The following is a 20,372-nucleotide window of genomic DNA, read 5'->3' as shown; positions in this document are numbered from 1 at the left end:
GCGTTGTGATGACCGTTCGGCTCCGGCGGGTAACCGTCGATTACGCCTCGGGCGGCGGTTTGCCCGCGCTGCGCGACGTGACGCTCGACTTCCGCCCCGGCGAGATGACGGGCGTGCTCGGACGCAGCGGCGCGGGCAAGTCGACGCTTATCCGCTGCATCAACGCGCTGGTCAAGCCGTCGTCGGGTTCGGTCGAGATCGACGGCCGGGACGTGACGCGGCTCGGTTCGCGGGCGCTTCGCGATTGCCGCGCGGGCATCGGCATGGTGTTCCAGCAATTCGGACTCGTCCCTCGTACGAGCGCGCTGACGAACGTGCTGCTCGGCGCGATCGGGCAGCGTCCGGCATGGCGCAACGCGCTCGGGTTTTTCAGCGCGCGGGAACGCGCCGCGGCGGCGGCCGCGCTGGAAGCGGTCGAGCTCGGCGGCTTCGGTCCGCGCCGCGTCGAGCAGCTCAGCGGCGGCCAGCGGCAGCGCGTCGCGATCGCTCGCGCGCTCGTGCAGCGCCCCGCGGTGCTGCTCGCGGACGAGCCGGTGTCGAGCCTCGACCCGGTCACCTCGCGCGGCATCCTCGAGCTGCTCGCCCGCATTCACCGGGAGGACGCCCGCCGCGTCACCGTCGTCAACTTGCACGACGTCGAGCTCGCCCTCGCGTACTGCAACCGGATCGTCGGCCTTCGCGAGGGCCGCGTCGTCTTCGACGGCCGACCCGACGAGGTCGACGCTTCCGTGCGGCAGACGATCTACGGCGGGGCGTAACGAGAGTCGGACATTCTCCGACTATCCCGCCCCCGCCCGCCTCCGCGGCGCCATTAGTCGGACATTCTCCGACTATCCCGCCTCCTCCAACCTCCGCGGCGCCATTAGTCGGAAAAACTCCGACTATCCCTCCTCCACCGGCTTACGAGGCGCCATTAGTCGGACAATCTCCGACTATCCCGCCTCCAGCGGCCTCCGCGGGCCGATTAGTCGGATAAACTCCGACTATCCCGCTTCCAGCGGTCTCCGCGGCGACATTAGTCGGACATTCTCCGACTATCCCGCCTCCACCGGCTTCCGAGGGCCGATTAGACGGACATTCTCCGACTATCCCGCCTCCACCGGCCTCCGCGGCGCCATTAGTCGGACAATCTCCGACTATCCCGCCTCCAGCGGCTTCCGAGGGCCGATTAGTCGGACATTCTCCGACTATCCCGCCTCCTCCAGCCTCCGCGGCGCCATTAGTCGGAAAAACTCCGACTATCCCGCCTCCAGCGGCCTCCGCGGCTCCATTAGTCGGATATCCTCCGATTATTTCTTCGGACTCCTATACGGATGTGTCCCCCAGTACTCCGCCAACGCCTCCTTGCGGAGACGGTACCGGTGCACCCGCTGCGCCCCCTCGCTGCATGGCTCAAGCAAGCCATCGCGGACCAGCGCGCGAAGCAGGGCAAGCGTCGGCTTATCGCTCTGTCCAAGGAGTCCCCGGGCCTCCCTTATGCTAATCGTCCCTCCCAACGCCATCGCATGCCTAATGACGCGGTCCTTGCTGAAGCTTTCTGCATTCCCCTCCCTCTCCTTCGCCGATCCACCCAAAATCATCTCTAACAGCCGGCGGCAAACCCAAGGCTTCTCGTTGACGTCGTCGAATGCAAACCGCGCGATTCGCCAACCAAGGGCCTTCAAACTCACATCCCTTCTGCGCTCGTCCGCGAACTGACGCCGATCGATGTCTCTCAAATGCGGTCCGTACCCGTCCACCTCGAACCCCCATAAGAAACCCGGCGCGATGTAGGCGTGGTCCATGAATCTCGTCTTCCCTTCCGCATCCAGCACTTCATGTTCAGGAAACAGACCATCCAACGACTTGAACGCCGGGAACCACACATTGCGTAAAAACAACTTTTCCGCATCCCCGTACTTTTCCTTCAACCGCCGGCGACGCTCTCCCGCGCTCGCCTCGACATGTCCCCGATGCCAAGCTTCGAATTGTTCCTCGAACAGCAACACCCGTCTCCCCTTCCTGAAAATATAGCGCAACAACAAAAAAAAGCGCCGCTGGCCCATTAGGCCGGCGGCGCATGCTTTGCGCGCAGAAGTTATTTTCGATATAGATATGATACCATGCTCCCTGACGCCCGCTCAACTCCGCCACGAACGAGGCGAGGCGGCGAGCGACCGCTTGTATTGCTCGGGCGCGCAGCCTTCCCACTGCTTGAAGACGCGGCTGAAGTGAGACAGATGCTTGAAGCCGACGCGCTCGCTCACTTCGGAGACGGACAGCTCGCCGTCGACGAGGAACAACGTCTTCGCCTGATTGATCCGGCGCTGATACAGAAACTGGAACACGGTCCAGCCGGTCCACGCCTTGAACACCCGGGCGAGATAATGTCGGCTGACGTGCAGCTCCCGCTCCACGTCCTCCATCGAGAAGTCCTCCGCGTAATGCGACTCGATGAAGTCGATCACGCGCTGCACATGATGCTCCCGCTCCGAGCGGACGCCGTCGACGGCGTCCGCCGCCATCGGCGAGCGGCACAGCTCGCCCACGACGTACAGCAAGTCGATAAATCGCAGCAAGAACCGCTCGTAGGCGCGCTCCTCCGGCGAGTCCTGCAGCGCCGCCATATCCGCGAGCAGCCGCTCGACCTCGTCCTTCCGCGCCCCGGTCTGCAGCCGGTAATTGCGCAGCTCTTCGAAGGGTCTCAGCAGCGGAGCGATATATTTCCGATTCATAAACTCATGCAGGAACTCCGGTTGGAAATGAATCATGCTCCGCACATACGGCACCCGCGTATCCGGATTCGGCGTGTGCAGCGTCATGCCGTGCATCAAAATGAGGTCGCCGGGCGACAGCGAGTAGACGTTCGGCCCGATGACGTAATTGCATCGTCCGCTGTGAAAAAAGAAAATTTCATAGTAAGGATGCGAATGGAACGTCATCTCCAACGGGTGATCTTTCCGATGTCCGAGCTCTACGGGTCTCATGTCCAGGGATCCTTCCCGAATCAGGCTTTCCCCCATTGTACAAGATCCGCCTCGCTTATTCTACCCGCTCGGCTTGCAGCTGCGCCCGGACGCACAATTCGCCGGCTTTGAACGCGTGCGCCTGCGTCATCGCCTTCTCCGTTCGGTTCAGGCAATCCAAGATCAATTCGCCGAAGAACGGGTACCCGACCTGGCCGCGGAGCGACAAGTGCTTCTCCCCTTCGCCGTTGACCAAGTACAGATGATCTCCCGACTTCTCGCGCGCAATGTCGATGTACTTCCGAAGCTCGATATAGCCCTCGGTGCCGAGGATGATCGTCCGGCCGTCGCCCCACGTGCCGAGTCCGTTCGGCGTCAGCCAGTCGACGCGGAAATAGTTGGTCGCGCCGTTGTCGCCGACGAGCGTCGCGTCGCCGAAATCCTCCAGCTCCGGATAATCCTTGTTATGATAGTTCGCGACCTTGCTCGACGCGACCCGCGCGTCGGAGCAGCCTGCATAGAACAAGAACTGTTCGATCTGATGGCTGCCGATGTCGCACAGAATGCCGCCGTATTGCGCTTTCTTGAAAAACCAGTCCGGCCGCGACGGCGCGTTCAACCGATGTGGCCCCGTGCCGATCACCTGCACGACGCGCCCGATCGCGCCGTCCGCGATGAGCTGCCCCGCGAACACCGCGCTCTCGACGTGCAGCCGTTCGCTGTAATACACCATGTACTTCTGGCCGGTAGCGGCCGCGGCTTCGCGAGCCGCCTCCACCTGCTCGAGCGAAGTGAACGGCGTCTTATCCGTGAAGTAATCTTTGCCATGCTTCATAACCGTAAGGCCGAGGGCGCATCGATCGGAAGGGATCGCCGCTCCCGCCACGAGACGGACGTCGGCGTCCTGCAATATTTCATCCAACGATCTAGCGACCTGTACGCCCGGGTATTTCGCCGCGAACGCTTCGACCTTCTTCGGATCGGGGTCGTACACCCACTTCAGCGTGCCGCCCGCCTCGACCAAGCCGTTGCATTGCCCGTAGATGTGCCCGTGCTCCAGCGCCGTCGCGGCGAAGACGAATTCGCCCGAACCGACGACCGGCTTCGGTTTCCCTTGCGGGGCATAGTTCATGCCGTCGTTTTTTTGCACCATTTTCCCGAATCCCCCGCCCTTAAGAATTGAACGTGCCGCCGACGCTCAGCACCTTGTCGCCCGAAGCTTCCGGCTTCTTGAACGTCGAAGCGCGAATACGCTCCTGCAGCAGCTCGTAGTACAGCTCTTCGTCGATCGGAAGATCGACCCAATTGTCGGTCCAGGTGGACAGATGCATCGCGTTCGACAGCGTAAGCCCCTTGATGCCTTCTTCTCCGGGAGCGATGAGCGGCGCGCCGTTCAGTATCGCATCGACGAAGTTTTGCGTAATGCCCATATGCTCGGGGCTGGTCCCATGAATCGGAATGTCGCACTTCCAGCATTCCGGCTGCCCGAAGCCGCCCGTGTACGTCGCGTTGAATTCCGGCTCGGACACGCGCAGACGCCAGAACGTCAGCTTGCCGTCTTCGATGACGATCTTGCCGCGGTCGCCCGTCACTTCGAACCGGTTCGTGCCCGGCGCTTCGCCGGTCGTCGTCACGAACACGCCGGTGGCGCCGTTCGCGTATTCGACATAGGCGGTTACGTCGTCCTCGACCTCGATGTCGCGGTACTTGCCGAAATGGCAGAACGCGCGGACGCGGGTCGGCATCATGCCGATCGTCCACTGCCACAGATCGAGCTGATGCGGGTCCTGGTTGATCAAGACGCCGCCGCCTTCGCCCGCCCACGTCGCGCGCCAGCCGCCCGAGTTGTAGTAGCTTTGCGAACGGTACCAGTTCGTGATGATCCAGTTCGTCCGCCGGATTTCCCCCAGCTCGCCGGAGGCGATCAGATCGCGCAGCTTCATATAGATCGGGTTCGTGCGTTGGTTGTACATGATGGAAAATACTTTCCCGCTCGCCGCCGCCGCTTCGTTCATGAGGCGCACTTGCTTCGTATATACCCCTGCCGGCTTCTCAACGAGGACATGGAGCCCGTGGCGGAACGCGAGAATCGCGCATTCCGGGTGATCGTAGTGCGGCGTCGCGACGAGCACAGCGTCCACGAGGCCGGAGGCGAACAGCTCCTCCGCGGATTCGAACGTCGCGAGCCCTTCGCCGAACGTCTCTTTCGCCTGCCGTCGCTTCGATTCGAACAAGTCGCTGACCGCCGTCAATACGGCGCCCTTCACTTTGCCTTCCGTAAGGTACTTCGCATGGCCCCACCCCATGTTGCCCATGCCGACGATGCCGATTCGGACTTGATTCATGCTTGATCTCTCCCCGTTCGAAAATGGTATCCTTACGCTTGCTCCGCCAAGGAGCGAAACCATGTCGCATACGTCGCGAGCATCGTCTTCGTGTCGTGCGTGCCGCTGAAATCCTCGACGCCGAACCAACCGTCGTACCCGACCGACTTCAGATCGGCGAGCACCTGTTTCCAATCGACGATGCCCCGGTCCATCGCGACCCACCGGCATGTCCACGGCGCACCGGCGGTTTCGCCCGGGAACCAACCCGCGTTCTTCACGTGTACGTGAGCGAGGTGCGGTCCGAGCAGCTCCAATCCCATGCGGTAGTTCTCGTAGCCTTCGTGGATCAAGTTGCCGGGGTCGTACAGCACGCCGACGTGCTCCGGAGAAAACCGGCCGACAAGTCGATGCGCTAGCGAAGCGCTGGCGGTGATCGTCATGTGATGCGTCTCGACGAGTCCCTTCACGCCGTATTTCTCCGACAGCGTTTCGACCGATTCCAGGTACGCAACCGCTTTCGCAAACAATTCGTTATAATCGGCCGTGCGGTCGTACCGCGGTACGCCGACGCGGATCGCCTTCGCTCCGAGCCGCGCCGCATGGCGCATCGCCCGTTCGGTCCCTTCGACGTCGCCGGCGGTTAAATACGGCGTCAGCGCCGCCGTCGTCAACCCATGGCCGCGGACCGTTTCCGCGAGAGCGTCCAGTTCCTCGTCCGTCGTCGTCGCCGGATCGATCGTACATAAGTTGTTGCCCCAGAAGGACGGGGCTTCGTTCCTCCGCTCCGGAGCAGTAGACGTGTACCGCCATTCCAAACCGTCCAGTCCGGCTTCCTTCGCGACCGGGATCAGTTCGGCCGGCGTCAAATCCGGCGTCGCGACCGTAAATACGGATAGCTTCATGTTTCGTTGCTCCTTTTTCGTCCGTTCTGCTATTAACCTTACCATACGGACGAGACGATCGGGTTAACTCCCGGTGGGGAGTACGGGTCATCATTTAACTGTGGTTGACTTCTTGCGGATAAGAAAAAAGCGCCCGCCGACATCGCCGGCGAACGCTGGTAAGGCGCGTTACTTCCTTTTTCTTCGAACGCCCGTCGCCGGAAAGCCCTGCTTCCGCTCGACCTCGTAGCGGTCCCCGAGCTCCTGCGCGAACTCGGTTTCCGAAGCGGCGCCGCGGTCGCGCACGTCGTACTTCGGCGCTTGCGGCATCTGGGACTCGTTATTGTCCACGGACTGCTTGTTATTGCCTCTGCCCATCGGTATCCCTCCTTCCTTGTGACGAGACACCCGTATTATGCGTCAAAAAAAGAGCGTTCAGCCGCGAGGGCGAACGCTCCCTTCCATCGTTGTTCTTCATTATTCCCATGCTTCCCATGCAACGTTGGATCCGGTGAAGTAACCGACGAGGAAAAAGATCGCCGTCCATAGGAACGCGCCGGTATATGCGTACAACGCGAACGTCCGGTATTTCATCGCATTGGCGCCGACGACGTACGGCATCAAATTGCGAAGGAACGGAATGAAATACGTGAATAACAGCGCGGCGCTTCCGTATTTACCGACGAGCTGCTGCGCCCGCTCGATATTTTTTTCGAATTTGGGTCCCCTTGCGCTGAACCGCTTCAAGATCGGCAATCCGACGTACCGGCCGATGACGAAGCCGACGGTCAGTCCGCAGCAGATGCCGCCGAACGCCATGAGGAACGCAGGAACCGGAAGCAGCAGCCCCTCCGAGGACACCGCGCCGCCCGACATGACGACGACCTCGTTCGGAATCGGAAGTCCGACGATCCCTAAGCAAAAAGCCAAAAATAATGCCGCATAGCCGAAATCGGCCAACAATGCCTCGAACTCCACCCGTAACGCCCTCTCTCTTCTCCCTATCCATTACAGGATAGTGTATCGCGTTTCGGGCGAAAGGGAAACCGTCGGAAGACCGGGGAAATCCCCGATTACCGGTCGAGCTGTCCGCGCCAACGGAACGAGACGCATACTTGAAGCGATGCGAAGCGGAGCCGCAGCCGCCACACGCGGTCTCCGCAACGCTCCGCGAACGACGGCTCCGCCAGCGACGGTTCCGCGACGGAGGACTTCCAAGCGTGCCTCCCGACTTGTTCCAATGTTCTCGCTTCTTCTTGCGCCTTCCATTCTTCGAAAAAAGGATGGTGCATCCCGAATTCCCCCTTGAACGTTCTCCTATATTCATTGTAAGCTTTTAAAAGGAGAAGAAAAGTGAAAATCAAAGTTTTTCCTTTTCACCTTTTCGATACGAAGACTTGAAGGGGGAGCGGAGCATGCAACTCGAGACGCATTACATGAATTTGTCCGATGCGCTGGACGTCGCGAGAGCCGGCGATCGAACGCCCGTTACGCTGGAGCGGCTCGCCCATGTGTTCCAGTGTACGGAGAGGAACGCGAAGTTCATCCTGCGCAAGATGGAAGAAGCCGCGTGGATCGCCTGGCACCCGGGCCGCGGCCGCGGACGCACGTCGGAAATCGAGCTGCTCGCCGATCGAGAGCGAATCGTGGAGGAGGTCGCCCGGCGGCTTGCCGAGCAAGGGGACGTTCGAGGCGCGATCCGGCTCGTGCAGGAGCGAGGACGACTGCCCGAGGGCGCGGAGCGCTTTTCGTCGTGGTTGAACGATTTCTTCGGTTTCTCGCGGGAGGACCGAAGCGAACGGGCGCTGGATACGCTTCGCGTTCCGGTGTACGACCAGATCGGCTCGCTCGATCCCGCCCGCATCTACTTCGTCGGGGAAGGGCATCTGTGCCGGCAAATTTTCGATACGCTCGTCAAGTACTGTCCCGAACAGGAAGACGTCGTCCCGAGGCTCGCCCACCACTGGGAATCTGACGCCGAGGGACGCCGGTGGACGGCGTATTTGCGCAAAGGGGCGTTGTTCCATCATAAGCGGGAGCTGACCGCGGACGACGTCGTTTTTACGTTCGAGCGGTTAAGACGGCATCCGAATTTCGGCTTGCTCCGCGGCGTCGCCGCGCTCCACTCGCATGTCGTGGAATTCGAGCTTAACGAGCCATGCGTCTGGTTTCCCCGCATCCTCGGCTTCGACGGCGCTTCGATTCTTCCGCGGGATTTGCTCGAACAACGGGGAGACGCGTTCTTCGACGAGCCCGTCGGAACCGGCCCGTTCCAGATCGCGCGACGGACGGATCGGCTGTGCGTGCTGGACGCGTTCCCGCATTATTTCTTAGGACGGCCGCATCTCGATCGGGTGGAGATGCACTTCATCAGCGAAGACAACGAGCTGCCCTCCTTGCCGATCCGGCTCGACCTCGTGCAGAAGGGGGCTTGCGGTCTCGCGTTCCGAGACGATTCGGAGCAGTACGCCAGGCTCCGAACCTCTTCGGCCCGGAGCTGCCGTATGCTTACGTTCAATCTGCGTCAGCCCGGCCCGCAGCATGACCCGCTGTTCCGGCAGGCGCTCGACGAGCTGATCGACCGCGCGGCGATGCTCGCGGCGCTCGGCGACGATCGGCTGAGACCCGCCTACGGCTTCGTCGAAGGCGCAGAGAGCGCCGCGCCGTCTCCCGATCCCGATCGCATCCGATCGCTCCTCGAGCGATCCGGGTACGACGGAAGCACGCTGCTAATCGATTCCAGCTCGAACCGGGCGAAGGAGACGCAGCTCATCTGCGAATTCGCCGCGCGGTACGGCATCGCGCTCGAGCCGCGGATTTCTCGATTTTGCGACTTCCAGTCGAACGTCGATCGCCAGCCCGGGCACATCGTCTATTACAGCGTCGTCATGGAAGAAGGCGAAGCGACGTTCGTCGACTTCGTCTTCTCCCCGGCGAGCGCCGTCGGCATGCATCTGCTCGACGACGCGCATCGCGCCATGGCCGCGGATCTCATGCGCCGCATGTACCTCGAGCCGACCGCCGAGGGCCGCTGGCGATGCGTCGACGAGCTGTCGGAGGCGATCCGCTCGTCGCACGCGATGGTGTTCCTCTTCCATTCCGCCTTCGACGCGTACTTCGACCCGAAGATCGGCGGCGTGGAGCACAACGCGCTCGGCATGATCGATTACCGCCATGTGTGGTTCAAGGTGGCGGAAGGCGACCCCTGTTAATAAGGGACGTCGTTCCAATCGACCGGACTGACCTTTCCCTCCGCCCAGTCCTCGCGAAGGATCGAATAACCGACCGAGTCGTACAACGTTCCGTTCGTCGGCCACGCCTTCCGGTGGTACGCTTCCTTCGCGAAGCCCGCCTTGGCGAACGTCTTGCGCATCGCGTAATTATCGTTCCGGGTATGGCCCTCGAACCGGATTTTGTCCGGGAATTCCGTGAATACGTAATCCGCCAGAAGGCGGACCGCCGCCGTTCCGACGCCTTGGCCGCGTCGGGCGGCGTCGATGCGAATATCGAATACGGGCGTCAGGTCGCCGAGGTCGAACAAGCGGATCAGCCCGAGCTTCTCGTCCCCCTCTACGATCCATAACGTCAGCGTGTCCTCTCCCGCGTATCTTCCGTTCGCGATACCGTCCCTGACGCTCTCTTCGGACGGATTCGGATTGCCGTGGTACGGCCAAGGCTGGCCGGTCAAGAAGGACACGAGCGCTTCCGACTCGTCGAGGTCGAAGGGCTTCAATCGAATGGTCATATGGGTCACTCCATTTTTCTGTTCATCGTCGCGCAACCCATCATTTCGACGCGGGTCGAGCGTTTCCTCTTCGACATCGGACTCGGGTTGTAATAATTTGAGCCGACTTGCCGCATCTTAAGTTCGGATGGTTCTTCTATCCAACCATATCCGGAGACGAGAGGTTGACGACAAAGATGACCCAAGCCCAGCAGAGCGTGCAGCAAGCGATCCAAACCGCGCAGCAAGCGCAGCAAGCGTTGACGCAGGCGCAAGCCTCCATGAATCCGCAGCAGATTCAGCAGGCGCAGCAACAACTGCAGCAAGCTCAGCAACAGCTGCAGCAAGCGAGCACGCAGTTCGGCGCCCAAATGACCGCGCAAGAACAGCAGCAGCTCCAGCAAGCGATGCAGCAAGCGCAGGCCGCTTCGCAGCAAGCAATGCAGCAAGCGCAGGCCGCTTCGCAGCAAGCGATGCAGCAAGCGCAGGCCGCTTCGCAGCAAGCGATGCAGCAAGCGCAGGCCGCTCCGCAGCAAACGATGCAGCAAGCCCAGGCTTCTACGCAGCAAGCGATGCAGCAGTTCCAACAGACGCAACAGCAATTGCAGCAGGAAGCCCAGCAAGCCCAGCAAGCGGTACAGCAAGCGCAGCAGGCGGTGCAGCAAGCGCAATCCGCGGCGCAGAACACGATCCTTTAGCCATCGGAAAACGGGAAAAAGCCGACGATTCGTCGGCTTTTTCTTATACGTTCGTTCTTACACCCGGAACGGCGCCAGCCGTTCGTTCAGCTCGCGCGTTTGCGCATATACGTCTTTATAAACCTGGAACAGCTGCGCATATTTTTCGACGTCGGCGGCCTTCGGCTCGTATGCCGCGCCGTATTCGAGGAACGTCTTCGCGCAATCGGCGAGCGACCCGAACCAGCCGCAGCCGACCGCGGCTAACATCGCCGCGCCCATGCCCGGCCCCTGCTCGTTCTTCATCGTCACGACCTCGGCGCGGAACACGTCGGCTTGCATCTGCAGCCAATCCGGATTTTTCGCGCCGCCGCCGATCGAGACGATGCGGCCGACGGATTTGCCCGCGGCGCGGAACAGCTCGATCGATTCGTTCAGCGAGAACGTGATGCCTTCCATGACGGCGCGCGCGAAGTCGGTCCGCGAATGCGACGCGTCCATGCCGACGAAGCTGCCGCGAATGACGGCGTCCGCGTGCGGCGTCCGTTCGCCTACGAGATACGGCGTATAAAGAAGGCCCTTGGAGCCGACCGGCACGTCGCCGACGCCCGCGAGCAGCTCGCCGAAGGAGACGCCCGCCGCGAACGTGTCGCGGAACCAGCCAAGGCTGTGGCCGGCGGAGAGCGTTACGCCCATCGCGTAGTACGCGTCCGGCGCGGCGTGATTGAAGAAGTGCACCTTGCCGGCGAAGTCGCGGTTCTTATCGTTCTCGTACGCGAGGATGACGCCGGACGTGCCGATGCTGCACATCGCCGCGTCTTCGCCGAGGATGCCGGCGCCCGTCGCGCCGCACGCGTTGTCCGCGCCGCCCGCGAACACCATCGTCTTCGGGGACAGTCCCGCCTCGGCGGCGATCTCCGGCAGCAGCGTACCGACGAGCGCGCCGGATTCGACGAGCGGCGGACACAGCGAGCGGTCGACGCCGACGCGTCGCGCGACCTCGTCGCTCCAGCCCAAAGCGCGTACGTCGAGCAGAAGCGTCCCGGCCGCATCCGATAAATCCATGGCGATGTCGCCCGTCAAGCGGTACCGTACATAGTCCTTCGGAAGCACGAACACTTCCCCGAGCGCATACAACTCAGGCTCGTTCTCCTTCACCCAAAGCAGCTTCGGCAGCGTAAAGCCTTCCAACGCCGGGTTGCGCGTAATGTCGAGCAGCTCGGCGCCGAGCGCCGCTTCGATCTCGCGGCATTGCTTCGTCGTGCGCGTATCGTTCCACAGAATCGCGTTGCGCACCGGACGGCGCGCCGCGTCGAGCAATACCAAGCCGTGCATCTGACCCGAGAAGCTGATGCCTTCGATCGACTCCGCAGGCGCGCCCGAGGAGCGAACGACGTCTTGGATCGCCTGAATCGTGCCTCGCACCCAATCCTCCGGCCGTTGCTCGCTATGCCCCGACCGTTCCTGCAGCAGCGGGTATTCCCGCGACGCCTCCGCTTTGATCGTTCCGTCTTGGCCTACGAGCAGCGCCTTGACGGCGCTCGTGCCGAGGTCGATGCCGATAACGTACTTCATCCTTGAATCTCCTCCCTAAAGAAGGAGGGCCGCCTGTCGGAAGCCCTCCTTGGTTGCATTTTCGATATGGATCAAGGATAAACGGCTTCGCCGTCCTCTAAAAGAAGGCATCCGTTTTCCGAGACGATTCAGGTGTTACACCCGCAGGATATACGTGCTGAATCGTTTAGAAAATGTAATCGTTCAGCGTCGCGCGAATTTGCTCGAGACGTCCGGACTTGTTCGCAATCTCGCCCTTATCGATAATGTACGCTTCCAGCGACTTGAAGTCCGCCTTGCCGCTGACGATGTCGAGGCCGATGCCGGAGCGGAACGACTCGTAACGATCGTCCAGCACGTTCTCGAGCACCTTGTCTTCGACGAGCTTCGCCGCGACCTTCAGACCGCGCGCGAACGTGTCCATGCCCGCGATGTGCGCGAAGAACAAATCGTCCGCCTCGAACGATTGACGGCGCACCTTCGCGTCGAAGTTGACGCCGCCGGAGCCGATGCCGCCGTTCTGTACGATTTCGTACATCGCGAGCGTCACCGAGTACAGGTCCGTCGGGAACTCGTCCGTATCCCAGCCGAGCAGCGTGTCGCCTTGGTTCGCGTCGATCGAGCCGAGCATGCCGTTGATGCGGGAGACGTGCAGCTCGTGCTCGAACGTATGGCCCGCGAGCGTCGCGTGGTTCGCCTCGATGTTCAGCTTGAAGCGGTCATCCAAACCGTATGTCTTCAGGAACGCGATCGTCGTCGCCGCGTCGAAGTCGTACTGGTGCTTGGAAGGCTCCTTCGGTTTCGGCTCGATGAGGAATTGACCCTTGTAGCCGATTTCGTCCGCGTACGCGATCGCCATATGGAAGAAGCGCGCCAGGTTGTCCAGCTCGAGCTTCATGTTCGTGTTCAACAGCGACTCGTAGCCTTCGCGGCCGCCCCAGAAGACGTAGTTTTCCGAGCCGAGCTCGAGGCCCGTCTCGAGACCCTTCTTCACTTGCGCCGCCGCGTACGCGAACACCTCCGCGTTGCTCGTCGTCGCCGCGCCGTGGACGAAGCGAGGGTTGGTGAACATGTTCGCCGTATTCCACAACAGCTTTACCTTGCTCGTCTTCATATAGTCCTTCATCATGCCGACGATGACGTCAAGATTTTTGTTCGTCTCGCGCAGCGTCGCGCCCTCCGGCGCGATGTCGCGATCATGGAAGCAGAAGAACGGAATGCCGAGCTTCTCGTAAAATTCGAAGGACGCTTCGACGCGCGCCTTCGCAAGGTCGAGGCCGGAGCCCTTCCACGGTCGGATCGCGGTGCCTGCGCCGAACGGATCGGAACCCTCCGCAGTGAATGTATGCCAGTACGCGCAGGCGAATCGGAGATACTCCTCCATCCGCTTGCCGAGGACGACCTCGTCCGGATTGTAATGTTTAAAGGCCAGCGGGTTCTTCGAATCCTTGCCTTCGTAACGGATGTTGCCGATTTCTTTGAAAACGCTCATCCCTGTAAGCCCTCCCAAGATTTAGTTCTTCGTTAGTATGACCAACTGACTTCAGTCTATCATGAGCAACTTCGTTTGTCGATACAACAAACTAAGTTTCATCATTTTCATAAATTGTGCTATGATAAGTGAAATCTTGCTTCCGATAGGAGCGAACGAAGCCCCATGAAGATGACCGGCGACCAGACGCTGATCAAACGAATGAATAAATCGCTCGTGCTCGACACGATTCGAGAGCATGCGCCGATCTCCCGCGCGGACATCTCGGCGAAGATCGGTCTGAACAAGGCGTCCGTCTCCTCACTCGTCGCCGAATGGCTGGAGGAACGGCTCGTGCTCGAGACCGGGCTCGGCGAATCGAGCGGCGGTCGGAAGCCCGTCATGCTGTTATATAACGCCGGAGCCGGGTACGCGGTCGGAGTCGATCTCGGCGTCAATTCCGTGTCGGCCGTGCTGACGGATCTGTCCGGCGCTATCGTCGCGAAGGAACGGCATCGGCTGCGCGTGTCGGACCCGGCGGCGGTCGCCGACGTCGCGGCGCGGACGATCCGCTCGCTCGCGGACGGCGCGCCCGCGTCGCCGTACGGCGTCGTAGGCGTCGGGCTCGGCGTGCCGGGCATCGTCGACGACGCCGGCGTCGTGCTCACGGCGCCGAACTTCGGCTGGAGCGACGCGCCGCTGGCGGAGATGCTCGAGACGCGCGTCTCGATGCCGGTCGTCATCGACAACGAAGCGAACGTCGGCGCCGTCGGCGAGAAGCAGTTCGGCATCGGGAAGGACGTCGGCGACCTCATCTATATCAGCGCCGGCGTCGGCATCGGCACCGGGCTCATCGTCGACCACAAGCTGTACCGCGGCGCTTCCGGCTTCTCCGGCGAGCTCGGGCACATGACGATTCAGGCCGATCGGGGGCTCCCGTGCGGCTGCGGCAGCGAGGGCTGCTGGGAGATGTACGCCTCCGAGATCGCGCTTACGGCCCGTTCGGGCGTCTCTCCCGAGCTTGCGGAGCTTGAGGGCGCCCTCCGTCTCGCGGAGGCGGGCGATCCTTCGGCGATTCGCGTCCTGGAGGAGATCGGCCGCTACCTCGGCATCGGCATCGCCACCATCGTCAACGCGTTCAATCCGGAGATGACGATCATCGGTAACCGGCTCGCCTTGGCGCGGCCTTGGATCGAGCGACCGCTGCGGGAAGCGGTCGAACGACATTCGCTGCGCCACCACCGCGACCGCTCCCGCATCGAGTTCGCGTCGCTCGGGCTCGACTCCGCCGCGCTCGGGGCCGCCTCCCTCGCGATCTCGCGTTTCCTCGCCGCCGCCAAGGCGGGGGAGGCGTCGCTGTAGGCGCGCGAGCAGGGATATAGGCGGATACTTTCGGTTCGCTCACATGTACGGCTATAAAGCGGATTTTTTCGCTCACTAGTCCGAAACCAAAAAGGCCGCTCTCGAGCCGGCGCATCGCGCGCGGCCCGAAAGCGGCCTTCCTTGCAATCGTTCCGCCCATTCCGGCGGCAGATCTCGAGTTAAATCGTTCATCGTAAACGAGACGCAATCGAGTCGCTCGCTTCGAACCGGCTCGCCCCCCGCATAAACCTCCGCGAGCTCGTACACGTTCCCACGAAGCGAATATTGCTCCAGCGTAAAGTTCTTCAAATCGACGATCCAATACTCAGGAACGCCGTAATGCGCTTATACCTTCGTCTTCTGCACCTTGTCTCGCCTGCGCGAATGTTCGGACGCGATTCGGACAATACGACGTCGATCGGTGCGCTAAAGATGTAATAATCTTGTAGCGACTTCGTAGCGATTCCCGTCTTCCGGCAAACTTGCATACATTTCATAGGTTACTGGAGTCTCGGCTAAGAGGTCGGACGGCTTCTTCGGCTTCATCGAAAACTCCTCCGTCGGCGAACCATTTCCCCCCATCATAACATGCAAGGTGCCGGAACGCACGTTCTACCGATGCCAGCGCCATTGCACGTGAGCACCCTATCTTCGACGCGTCCCGTTACCCGAGGCGGATCGGCTCGGTATTCCATCCGCCCAGGAGGATGGACCGCTCCGGTTTCGGCACGCCCGAGAACGAGACGTTCACCGTGCGGCTCTCGCCGGGCAACAGATCGAAATCGTTGTCTTGGAAAAAGACATATCCGATCCGATCCAGCTCCCGATCGTCCTCGAGCCGCACGCGGATCGCCGCGACGTCGCCCGCGTTGGTTATGCGCACCGCGATCGCGATCGCGTCTTCGGCCGCGGCGGTCGCCTCCGCCCGAAGCGATGCCGACGGCGCCCCGAGCAGCGGCCGGAGATCGGCCGTCGCGCTGAAGACGTATCGATTGTCGGCGAGCCTGCGGCCTTCCGCGTCCGAAAGCGTCAGATCGAGGTAAAACCAATCGCTCCGAAGCGATGTCAGCGGCGATGCGAACGAAGCGAGCCGCGTCGACCCGTTCGCGCCGATCGAGACGGCGGTCGTCGCCGATGCCTGCACGTTGCCGTAGGCATCGACGAGCGCGGCGGTAAGCGTAGCGTTTTCGAGAGAATTCATCGTATCGTTCGCCGCCCAAATCTCAGCCTCGAACCCATCTCTTCCCGCCCACGCTTGCGCCCCGAACGCGGCCGTTACGGATAGCGACCGGTACGCTCGCGCGACCGCGTAGTACGCGGACTTCGGCTCGGCATAGTAGTCGAGCGCCGACGTGCAGAACGCGTTCGGGAACGGCTCGTTGAACTGCCACGGGAGCGTGCCGCTGCTCTGGTATTGACGGCGCAGATTCGACTCCACCGCATACCGCAGCCCCTCCGCCTGCAGCAGCTGGCTGGCGCGGATAAGCGTCTCGATGTCCTCGATGCCGCCGCCGAAAGAACGCTGCACGAGCGGCTCGTTGTTCCACCAGGAGCCCCGGTGGAAGTACACCGGATTGTCCCGCGTCGCGGGCAGGCGGCGCTCCGGCGCGATCGTCCGGAACAGCGTCTTCGCGTTCGTCATCCCTTCGACGCCGAATTCGCTGTGAAGCAGCGACGTGCCTCGGTTATACAGCTCGTACTGCTCGACGAGACCCTGATGCTCCCATGGACCGTGGACGTCGTGGAGACCGGCCGGGTCTTTTTCGATATTTTCGAGCGTGTTGTTGAACAGTCGGCCAGTCGGCGACGTCGCCAGCCACAGCCGGTCCGGATCGATACGGCGCACGACGTCCTTCAGCGCGGCAAGCACGGGCTCGCCGTCGTCCAGCGGACGGCCGTCGTCATGCTGCAGCTCGTTGCCTCCGCACCAGATGGCGAGGGAGGGGTGGTTGCGCTTGCGCGGGATGAACCGTTCGGCCTCGCGCACCATCATGTCGATGAAGTCTGGATCCTCGGACGGCTTGTTCGCGATGCCGGAGCTCGATTGGATGAATTCCTGCCAGACAAGCAGGCCGAGCCGGTCGCAGGCTTCGTAGAAAGCCTCCTTCTCGATGAGGCCCCCGCCCCAGACGCGAAGCAAGTTGCAGTTCGCCCGCTGCGCGAGCCGGAGCAACCGCTCTAACTTCTCGGGCCGTTCCACGCCGTACATCGCGTCGATCGGCACCCAGTTCCAGCCTTTCATATACAGGCGGCGTCCGTTCACGACGAGCGTGTACGGCAGCGCCGTCTCGTCCGGCGTCTCGTTGCGCGCCCATTCGATACGCCGAATGCCGAACGTCGTCGTTCGCTCGTCCGACGTCGTCGTCGTCCCGTCCTTCTCGCGAACCGCCACCGTCACCTTCGCGTCGTACAACGTTTGCGCGCCGGCTCCGTTCGGCCACCATAGCTCCGGCCGCTCGATGCGCAGCGTCTCCGCGAACGTCGCCCGCCCTGGCTCGACCGTTCGCGTCGACGACGTTCTCGCGACCTCGCGGCCCGCGAGCGACAGCACGATGTCCGTCTCGACGGTCGCCGCCGTCGCCGCATGCAGCGTCGTCGTCACGGCGACGTCCGCGTTCGCGAAGTCGTCCGTCAGGGTCGGTCGAACGAACGCGTCCTCGAGGCGGACGTCCCCGGTCGCTTCGAGATAGACGCGGTCCCAGATGCCCAGATGGATGAGACGAGGGCAGAAATCCCACCAGTACGTCATCCGGCTCTTATGCGTGCGCACGTACCGCGTCTTGCTGACTTGCGGCTGCTCGTCGGGCGCCCGCTCGATGACGACCGCGACATGGTTGTCGCCGTCGAACCGAATGTGCTCCGTCGCGTCGAATTCCGCCGGCACGAACATCCCCCGATGGTCGCCGAGATGGCGGCCGTTGAGAAACACATGCGCCTCGTAATCGATGCCGTCGAAACAGAGCCTCAGTCGCCGCCCGCGGAACGACGCCGGAACGGCGAACCGCTTGCGGTACACCCATGTCCGCTGCGGAACCCATTCGACGAGCAGCGAATTGCGCTCGTAATACGGGTCCGGCACTTCGCCGAGAGCGAGCAGATCGTGCAGCACCGAGCTCGGCACCGTGCCCCGCCGCCACCAGCGGACGTCCTTCGTGTCCGGCTTCTCCGAATTGCGCCAGATCCAATCTTCGCCGACGAAGTCTTTAAACTCCCAGTCGCTGCCGTTCAGCGATAATATCGTTCCCACGTCAGTTCCCCCTCATTTTTATGCCTCGGAAAATGGACAAGACGTACGCGCCTCGTCCGCGTACGTCTTTTTAGTCGTTCGTCGGAGTCGCTCCGGCGGGCTCTCTTCCGACTCGAGTCCGCCGCTCCCGCATGAACGGGAAAGCCTCCCTCTCATCGGCAGCGTGGGAGCCTCTCCGCGTAACGAACGGGAAAAGCTCCTGCTTATAAACGGGAAATCCTAGAAAACTATTGGCTTTGGCGGAATAAGACGGAGGATTTCCCGTTCGATGCCCGTTACGCCCGACCGGGGCCGGTTTGAGCGGGAGCATTTCCCGTTCGGACGTGAATACCGGCGCCCGCAGGGCGGTTTAGTCGGAGTTTCTCCGACTATCCGCCACCCGCGGCGCCCGCAGGGCAGTTTAGTCGGAGTTTCTCCGACTATCCGCCTCCCGCGGCGCCCGCAGGGCGGTTTAGTCGGAGTTTCTCCGACTATCCGCCTCCCGCGGCGCCCACAGGGCGGTTTAGTCGGAGTTTCTCCGACTATCCGCCACCCGCGCTGCCCGCAGGGCGGTTTAGTCGGAGTTTCTCCGACTATCCGCCTCCCGCGGCGCCCGCAGGGCGGTTTAGTCGGAGTTTCTCCGACTATTCGCCACCCGCGGCGCCCGCAGGGCGGTTTAGTCGGAGTTTCTCCGACTATCCCCCACCCGCGGCGCCCGCAGGGCAGTTTAGTCGGAGTTTCTCCGACTATCCGCCTCCCGCGGTGCCCACAGGGCGGTTTAGTCGGAGTTTCTCCGACTATCCGCCACCCGCGGCGCCGGCAGGCCGGGGTGGTCAGAGTTTCTGCCCGCCTAGACCGCCGGCAACGCGAACGAATCCCCCGTTCGATCGATCCACTCCTGCAGCAGCCCGTGCAGCCGTCGGCGCTCGCCCGCGTACAGCGAGTTGTGCGCCAAATTCACCTGCTCGTACGGGTCCTCGTTCAGGTTGAACAGGAGCCACGGCGTGCCCTCGAAGCAGACGTATTTCCAGTTGTCCTTCGTCACGACGCCGCGCCAAGCGCGGTCGACGCTGTTGTGGTGGCCGGTCGGCTCGACCGACTGGAGGAACGCCGAGACCGGCTCCTCCCGCTTCGGCCGCCCTTCGAGCCGATACCCCGAATAGTCGGTCCCCTCCATCCACTCCGGCGGCTCGAAGCCGCACAGCCCGAGCGTCGTCGGCGCGAGGTCGACGTGATTGATCGGCACGTTCGTCCAGAAGCCGTTGCGATACCCCTCGTAGTACGGCTGCGCGCCGCTGATAATGACCGGCACGCGGATCGACTCCTCGAACGGCGTCGTCTTGCGGAACTGGCCGTGCGAGCCGTGCATGTCGCCGTGATCGCTGAAGAACACGAGATGCGTGTCGTCCGCGAGCCCCGTATCGGCCAGCGCCTCCCGCAGCCGGCCGAGGTTCCAGTCGAGATTTTCGATCATCGCGTAATACCCGGCCAGCTCGCGACGCGCCCGTTCCTCGACGCGCGGCACGGCCGGCACGTTCGGGCGCAGCCGAAGCGTCGCCGGGTTATGCCGCCCCATGAACCGCTCGGGAGCTGCGTAAGGATCGTGCGGCGGCTGCACCGACAGCACCGCGAAGAACGGGGCGTCGTCCGCCCCGCTCGACCGAGCTTCGGCCTTCTCCCGCAAATAGCCGATCAACAAATTCGTCAGCTCGTCGGTTTCGAAGCCCGGCAGACGGTATTGGAACGCATCCTCGCCTTCGCCGCCGTGCACCCAACAGTCCCAGGGGCTGTTGTTGTTTTCGTACCCGATCCAGCGGCGAAATCCGCCGCGGCGCTCCGGCGGCACGATATGCTTGCCCGCGCGGCGGCCATCGCCTTCATGGAAGCCGTCGAGATGCCATTTCCCGAAATAAGCGGTGTCGTAGCCGCGCTCGCCGAACGCATGCGCGATCGTCGGCCGCTCCGGCGGCAGCCGGTACTCGTGACCGGGAACGCCGTTATGATGCGGGTACCGGCCGGAGAGCAGCGCCCCTCGGTACGGACAGCAGAGCGGCGTGCCGGATACCGCCCGCGTGAAGTTGACGCCGGTCGCGGCGAGAATGTCCATATTCGGCGTGTTCACGTTCGGATCCCCGGCGGTGCTCATCGCTTGTCCGCGGTGCTGGTCGCCGAAAATCCAGATGGCATTATATCGTTTCATGCGAG

18 protein-coding genes are annotated in these 20,372 nt (G+C 62.4%); 4 read left to right on the top strand and 14 right to left on the bottom strand.

The annotated features are described in order from the left end of the window. The first annotated feature begins 8 nt into the window (after positions 1–8). A complete protein-coding gene (gene phnC, locus FE782_RS06160; RefSeq protein WP_138193193.1) occupies positions 9–758 on the top strand; it encodes a phosphonate ABC transporter ATP-binding protein in 750 nt (249 codons plus the stop codon). Positions 759–1,289: 531 nt separating this feature from the next. On the opposite strand, the gene FE782_RS06155 is transcribed toward phnC, so the two are convergent. The 8 genes from FE782_RS06155 to FE782_RS06120 all read right to left on the bottom strand — a co-directional run bounded on the left by FE782_RS06155 (position 1,290) and on the right by FE782_RS06120 (position 7,445). Then, positions 1,290–1,988 carry a putative endonuclease domain-containing protein gene (locus FE782_RS06155; protein ID WP_138193192.1) on the bottom strand — a complete coding sequence of 233 codons (699 nt, stop codon included), beginning with the start codon at positions 1,986–1,988 and terminating at the stop codon, positions 1,290–1,292. A 132-nt stretch (positions 1,989–2,120) separates the two neighbouring features. Continuing rightward, positions 2,121–2,966, bottom strand: coding sequence for an AraC family transcriptional regulator (locus FE782_RS06150; RefSeq protein WP_138193191.1), 846 nt, complete (start codon positions 2,964–2,966; stop codon positions 2,121–2,123). A 55-nt stretch (positions 2,967–3,021) separates the two neighbouring features. Continuing rightward, entirely contained in the window at positions 3,022–4,098 is a 1,077-nt protein-coding gene (locus FE782_RS06145) for a Gfo/Idh/MocA family protein (protein ID WP_439116421.1), read from the bottom strand. 19 nt (positions 4,099–4,117) lie between these two features. Next, positions 4,118–5,290: a Gfo/Idh/MocA family protein gene (locus tag FE782_RS06140; RefSeq protein WP_138193190.1), complete on the bottom strand. Its 1,173-nt coding sequence runs from the start codon at positions 5,288–5,290 to the stop codon at positions 4,118–4,120. A 32-nt stretch (positions 5,291–5,322) separates the two neighbouring features. Then, positions 5,323–6,174, bottom strand: coding sequence for a sugar phosphate isomerase/epimerase family protein (locus FE782_RS06135; RefSeq protein WP_138193189.1), 852 nt, complete (start codon positions 6,172–6,174; stop codon positions 5,323–5,325). 168 nt (positions 6,175–6,342) lie between these two features. Then, positions 6,343–6,531: a YfhD family protein gene (locus tag FE782_RS06130; protein WP_138193188.1), complete on the bottom strand. Its 189-nt coding sequence runs from the start codon at positions 6,529–6,531 to the stop codon at positions 6,343–6,345. 99 nt (positions 6,532–6,630) lie between these two features. Next, on the bottom strand, positions 6,631–7,131 hold the full coding sequence (locus FE782_RS06125) for a DedA family protein (protein WP_138193187.1): 501 nt from the start codon (positions 7,129–7,131) through the stop codon (positions 6,631–6,633). A gap of 95 nt (positions 7,132–7,226) precedes the next feature. Then, positions 7,227–7,445, bottom strand: a complete 219-nt coding sequence (locus FE782_RS06120; RefSeq protein WP_138193186.1) for a hypothetical protein — start codon at positions 7,443–7,445, stop codon at positions 7,227–7,229. Positions 7,446–7,568: 123 nt separating this feature from the next. Between FE782_RS06120 and FE782_RS06115 the strand changes: the two genes are divergently transcribed. Continuing rightward, positions 7,569–9,365: an ABC transporter substrate-binding protein gene (locus FE782_RS06115; protein WP_138193185.1), complete on the top strand. Its 1,797-nt coding sequence runs from the start codon at positions 7,569–7,571 to the stop codon at positions 9,363–9,365. Here the strand turns inward: FE782_RS06115 and FE782_RS06110 are convergent. Next, positions 9,362–9,898, bottom strand: a complete 537-nt coding sequence (locus FE782_RS06110) for a GNAT family N-acetyltransferase (protein WP_138193184.1) — start codon at positions 9,896–9,898, stop codon at positions 9,362–9,364. The two genes, FE782_RS06115 and FE782_RS06110, sit on opposite strands and share 4 nt — an antisense overlap. A gap of 164 nt (positions 9,899–10,062) precedes the next feature. On the opposite strand from FE782_RS06110, the gene FE782_RS32550 reads away from it, so the two are divergent. After that, positions 10,063–10,575, top strand: coding sequence for a hypothetical protein (locus FE782_RS32550; RefSeq protein ID WP_202914484.1), 513 nt, complete (start codon positions 10,063–10,065; stop codon positions 10,573–10,575). A 57-nt stretch (positions 10,576–10,632) separates the two neighbouring features. On the opposite strand, the gene xylB is transcribed toward FE782_RS32550, so the two are convergent. Continuing rightward, positions 10,633–12,129 carry a xylulokinase gene (xylB, locus tag FE782_RS06100; protein ID WP_138193183.1) on the bottom strand — a complete coding sequence of 499 codons (1,497 nt, stop codon included), beginning with the start codon at positions 12,127–12,129 and terminating at the stop codon, positions 10,633–10,635. A gap of 166 nt (positions 12,130–12,295) precedes the next feature. Further along, positions 12,296–13,600 (bottom strand): xylose isomerase, encoded by a 1,305-nt coding sequence (xylA, locus tag FE782_RS06095; protein WP_138193182.1) that lies wholly within the window; start codon positions 13,598–13,600, stop codon positions 12,296–12,298. A gap of 165 nt (positions 13,601–13,765) precedes the next feature. On the opposite strand from xylA, the gene FE782_RS06090 reads away from it, so the two are divergent. Then, on the top strand, positions 13,766–14,941 hold the full coding sequence (locus tag FE782_RS06090) for an ROK family transcriptional regulator (RefSeq protein WP_138193181.1): 1,176 nt from the start codon (positions 13,766–13,768) through the stop codon (positions 14,939–14,941). A 75-nt stretch (positions 14,942–15,016) separates the two neighbouring features. On the opposite strand, the gene FE782_RS32545 is transcribed toward FE782_RS06090, so the two are convergent. The 3 genes from FE782_RS32545 to FE782_RS06075 all read right to left on the bottom strand — a co-directional run bounded on the left by FE782_RS32545 (position 15,017) and on the right by FE782_RS06075 (position 20,367). Then, positions 15,017–15,250, bottom strand: a complete 234-nt coding sequence (locus tag FE782_RS32545) for a hypothetical protein (RefSeq protein WP_202914483.1) — start codon at positions 15,248–15,250, stop codon at positions 15,017–15,019. Between the two features lie 355 nt (positions 15,251–15,605). Then, a complete protein-coding gene (locus FE782_RS06080; RefSeq protein ID WP_138193180.1) occupies positions 15,606–18,188 on the bottom strand; it encodes a beta-mannosidase in 2,583 nt (860 codons plus the stop codon). An 829-nt stretch (positions 18,189–19,017) separates the two neighbouring features. Further along, a complete protein-coding gene (locus FE782_RS06075) occupies positions 19,018–20,367 on the bottom strand; it encodes a sulfatase family protein (protein WP_138193179.1) in 1,350 nt (449 codons plus the stop codon). Positions 20,368–20,372 lie beyond the last annotated feature (5 nt).

This window comes from Paenibacillus antri, assembly GCF_005765165.1.
Lineage (GTDB): Bacteria > Bacillota > Bacilli > Paenibacillales > YIM-B00363 > Paenibacillus_AE > Paenibacillus_AE antri.
The sequence above is the reverse complement of the archived record's forward strand: the minus strand, read 5'-3'. Positions and strand labels throughout refer to the sequence as shown.

Bases quoted from the DNA above. Each gene is read 5' to 3' on its own strand.
- FE782_RS06120 (WP_138193186.1), bottom strand. From the start codon at position 7,445: ATGCACCATCCTTTTTTCGAAGAATGGAAGGCGCAAGAAGAAGCGAGA.
- FE782_RS06090 (WP_138193181.1), top strand. From the start codon at position 13,766: ATGAAGATGACCGGCGACCAGACGCTGATCAAACGAATGAATAAATCG.
- FE782_RS06115 (WP_138193185.1), top strand. From the start codon at position 7,569: ATGCAACTCGAGACGCATTACATGAATTTGTCCGATGCGCTGGACGTC.
- FE782_RS06075 (WP_138193179.1), bottom strand. From the start codon at position 20,367: ATGAAACGATATAATGCCATCTGGATTTTCGGCGACCAGCACCGCGGA.
- FE782_RS06110 (WP_138193184.1), bottom strand. From the start codon at position 9,898: ATGACCATTCGATTGAAGCCCTTCGACCTCGACGAGTCGGAAGCGCTC.
- FE782_RS06150 (WP_138193191.1), bottom strand. From the start codon at position 2,966: ATGAGACCCGTAGAGCTCGGACATCGGAAAGATCACCCGTTGGAGATG.
- FE782_RS06145 (WP_439116421.1), bottom strand. From the start codon at position 4,098: ATGGTGCAAAAAAACGACGGCATGAACTATGCCCCGCAAGGGAAACCG.
- xylA (WP_138193182.1), bottom strand. From the start codon at position 13,600: ATGAGCGTTTTCAAAGAAATCGGCAACATCCGTTACGAAGGCAAGGAT.
- phnC (WP_138193193.1), top strand. From the start codon at position 9: ATGACCGTTCGGCTCCGGCGGGTAACCGTCGATTACGCCTCGGGCGGC.
- FE782_RS06130 (WP_138193188.1), bottom strand. From the start codon at position 6,531: ATGGGCAGAGGCAATAACAAGCAGTCCGTGGACAATAACGAGTCCCAG.
- xylB (WP_138193183.1), bottom strand. From the start codon at position 12,129: ATGAAGTACGTTATCGGCATCGACCTCGGCACGAGCGCCGTCAAGGCG.
- FE782_RS06140 (WP_138193190.1), bottom strand. From the start codon at position 5,290: ATGAATCAAGTCCGAATCGGCATCGTCGGCATGGGCAACATGGGGTGG.
- FE782_RS06135 (WP_138193189.1), bottom strand. From the start codon at position 6,174: ATGAAGCTATCCGTATTTACGGTCGCGACGCCGGATTTGACGCCGGCC.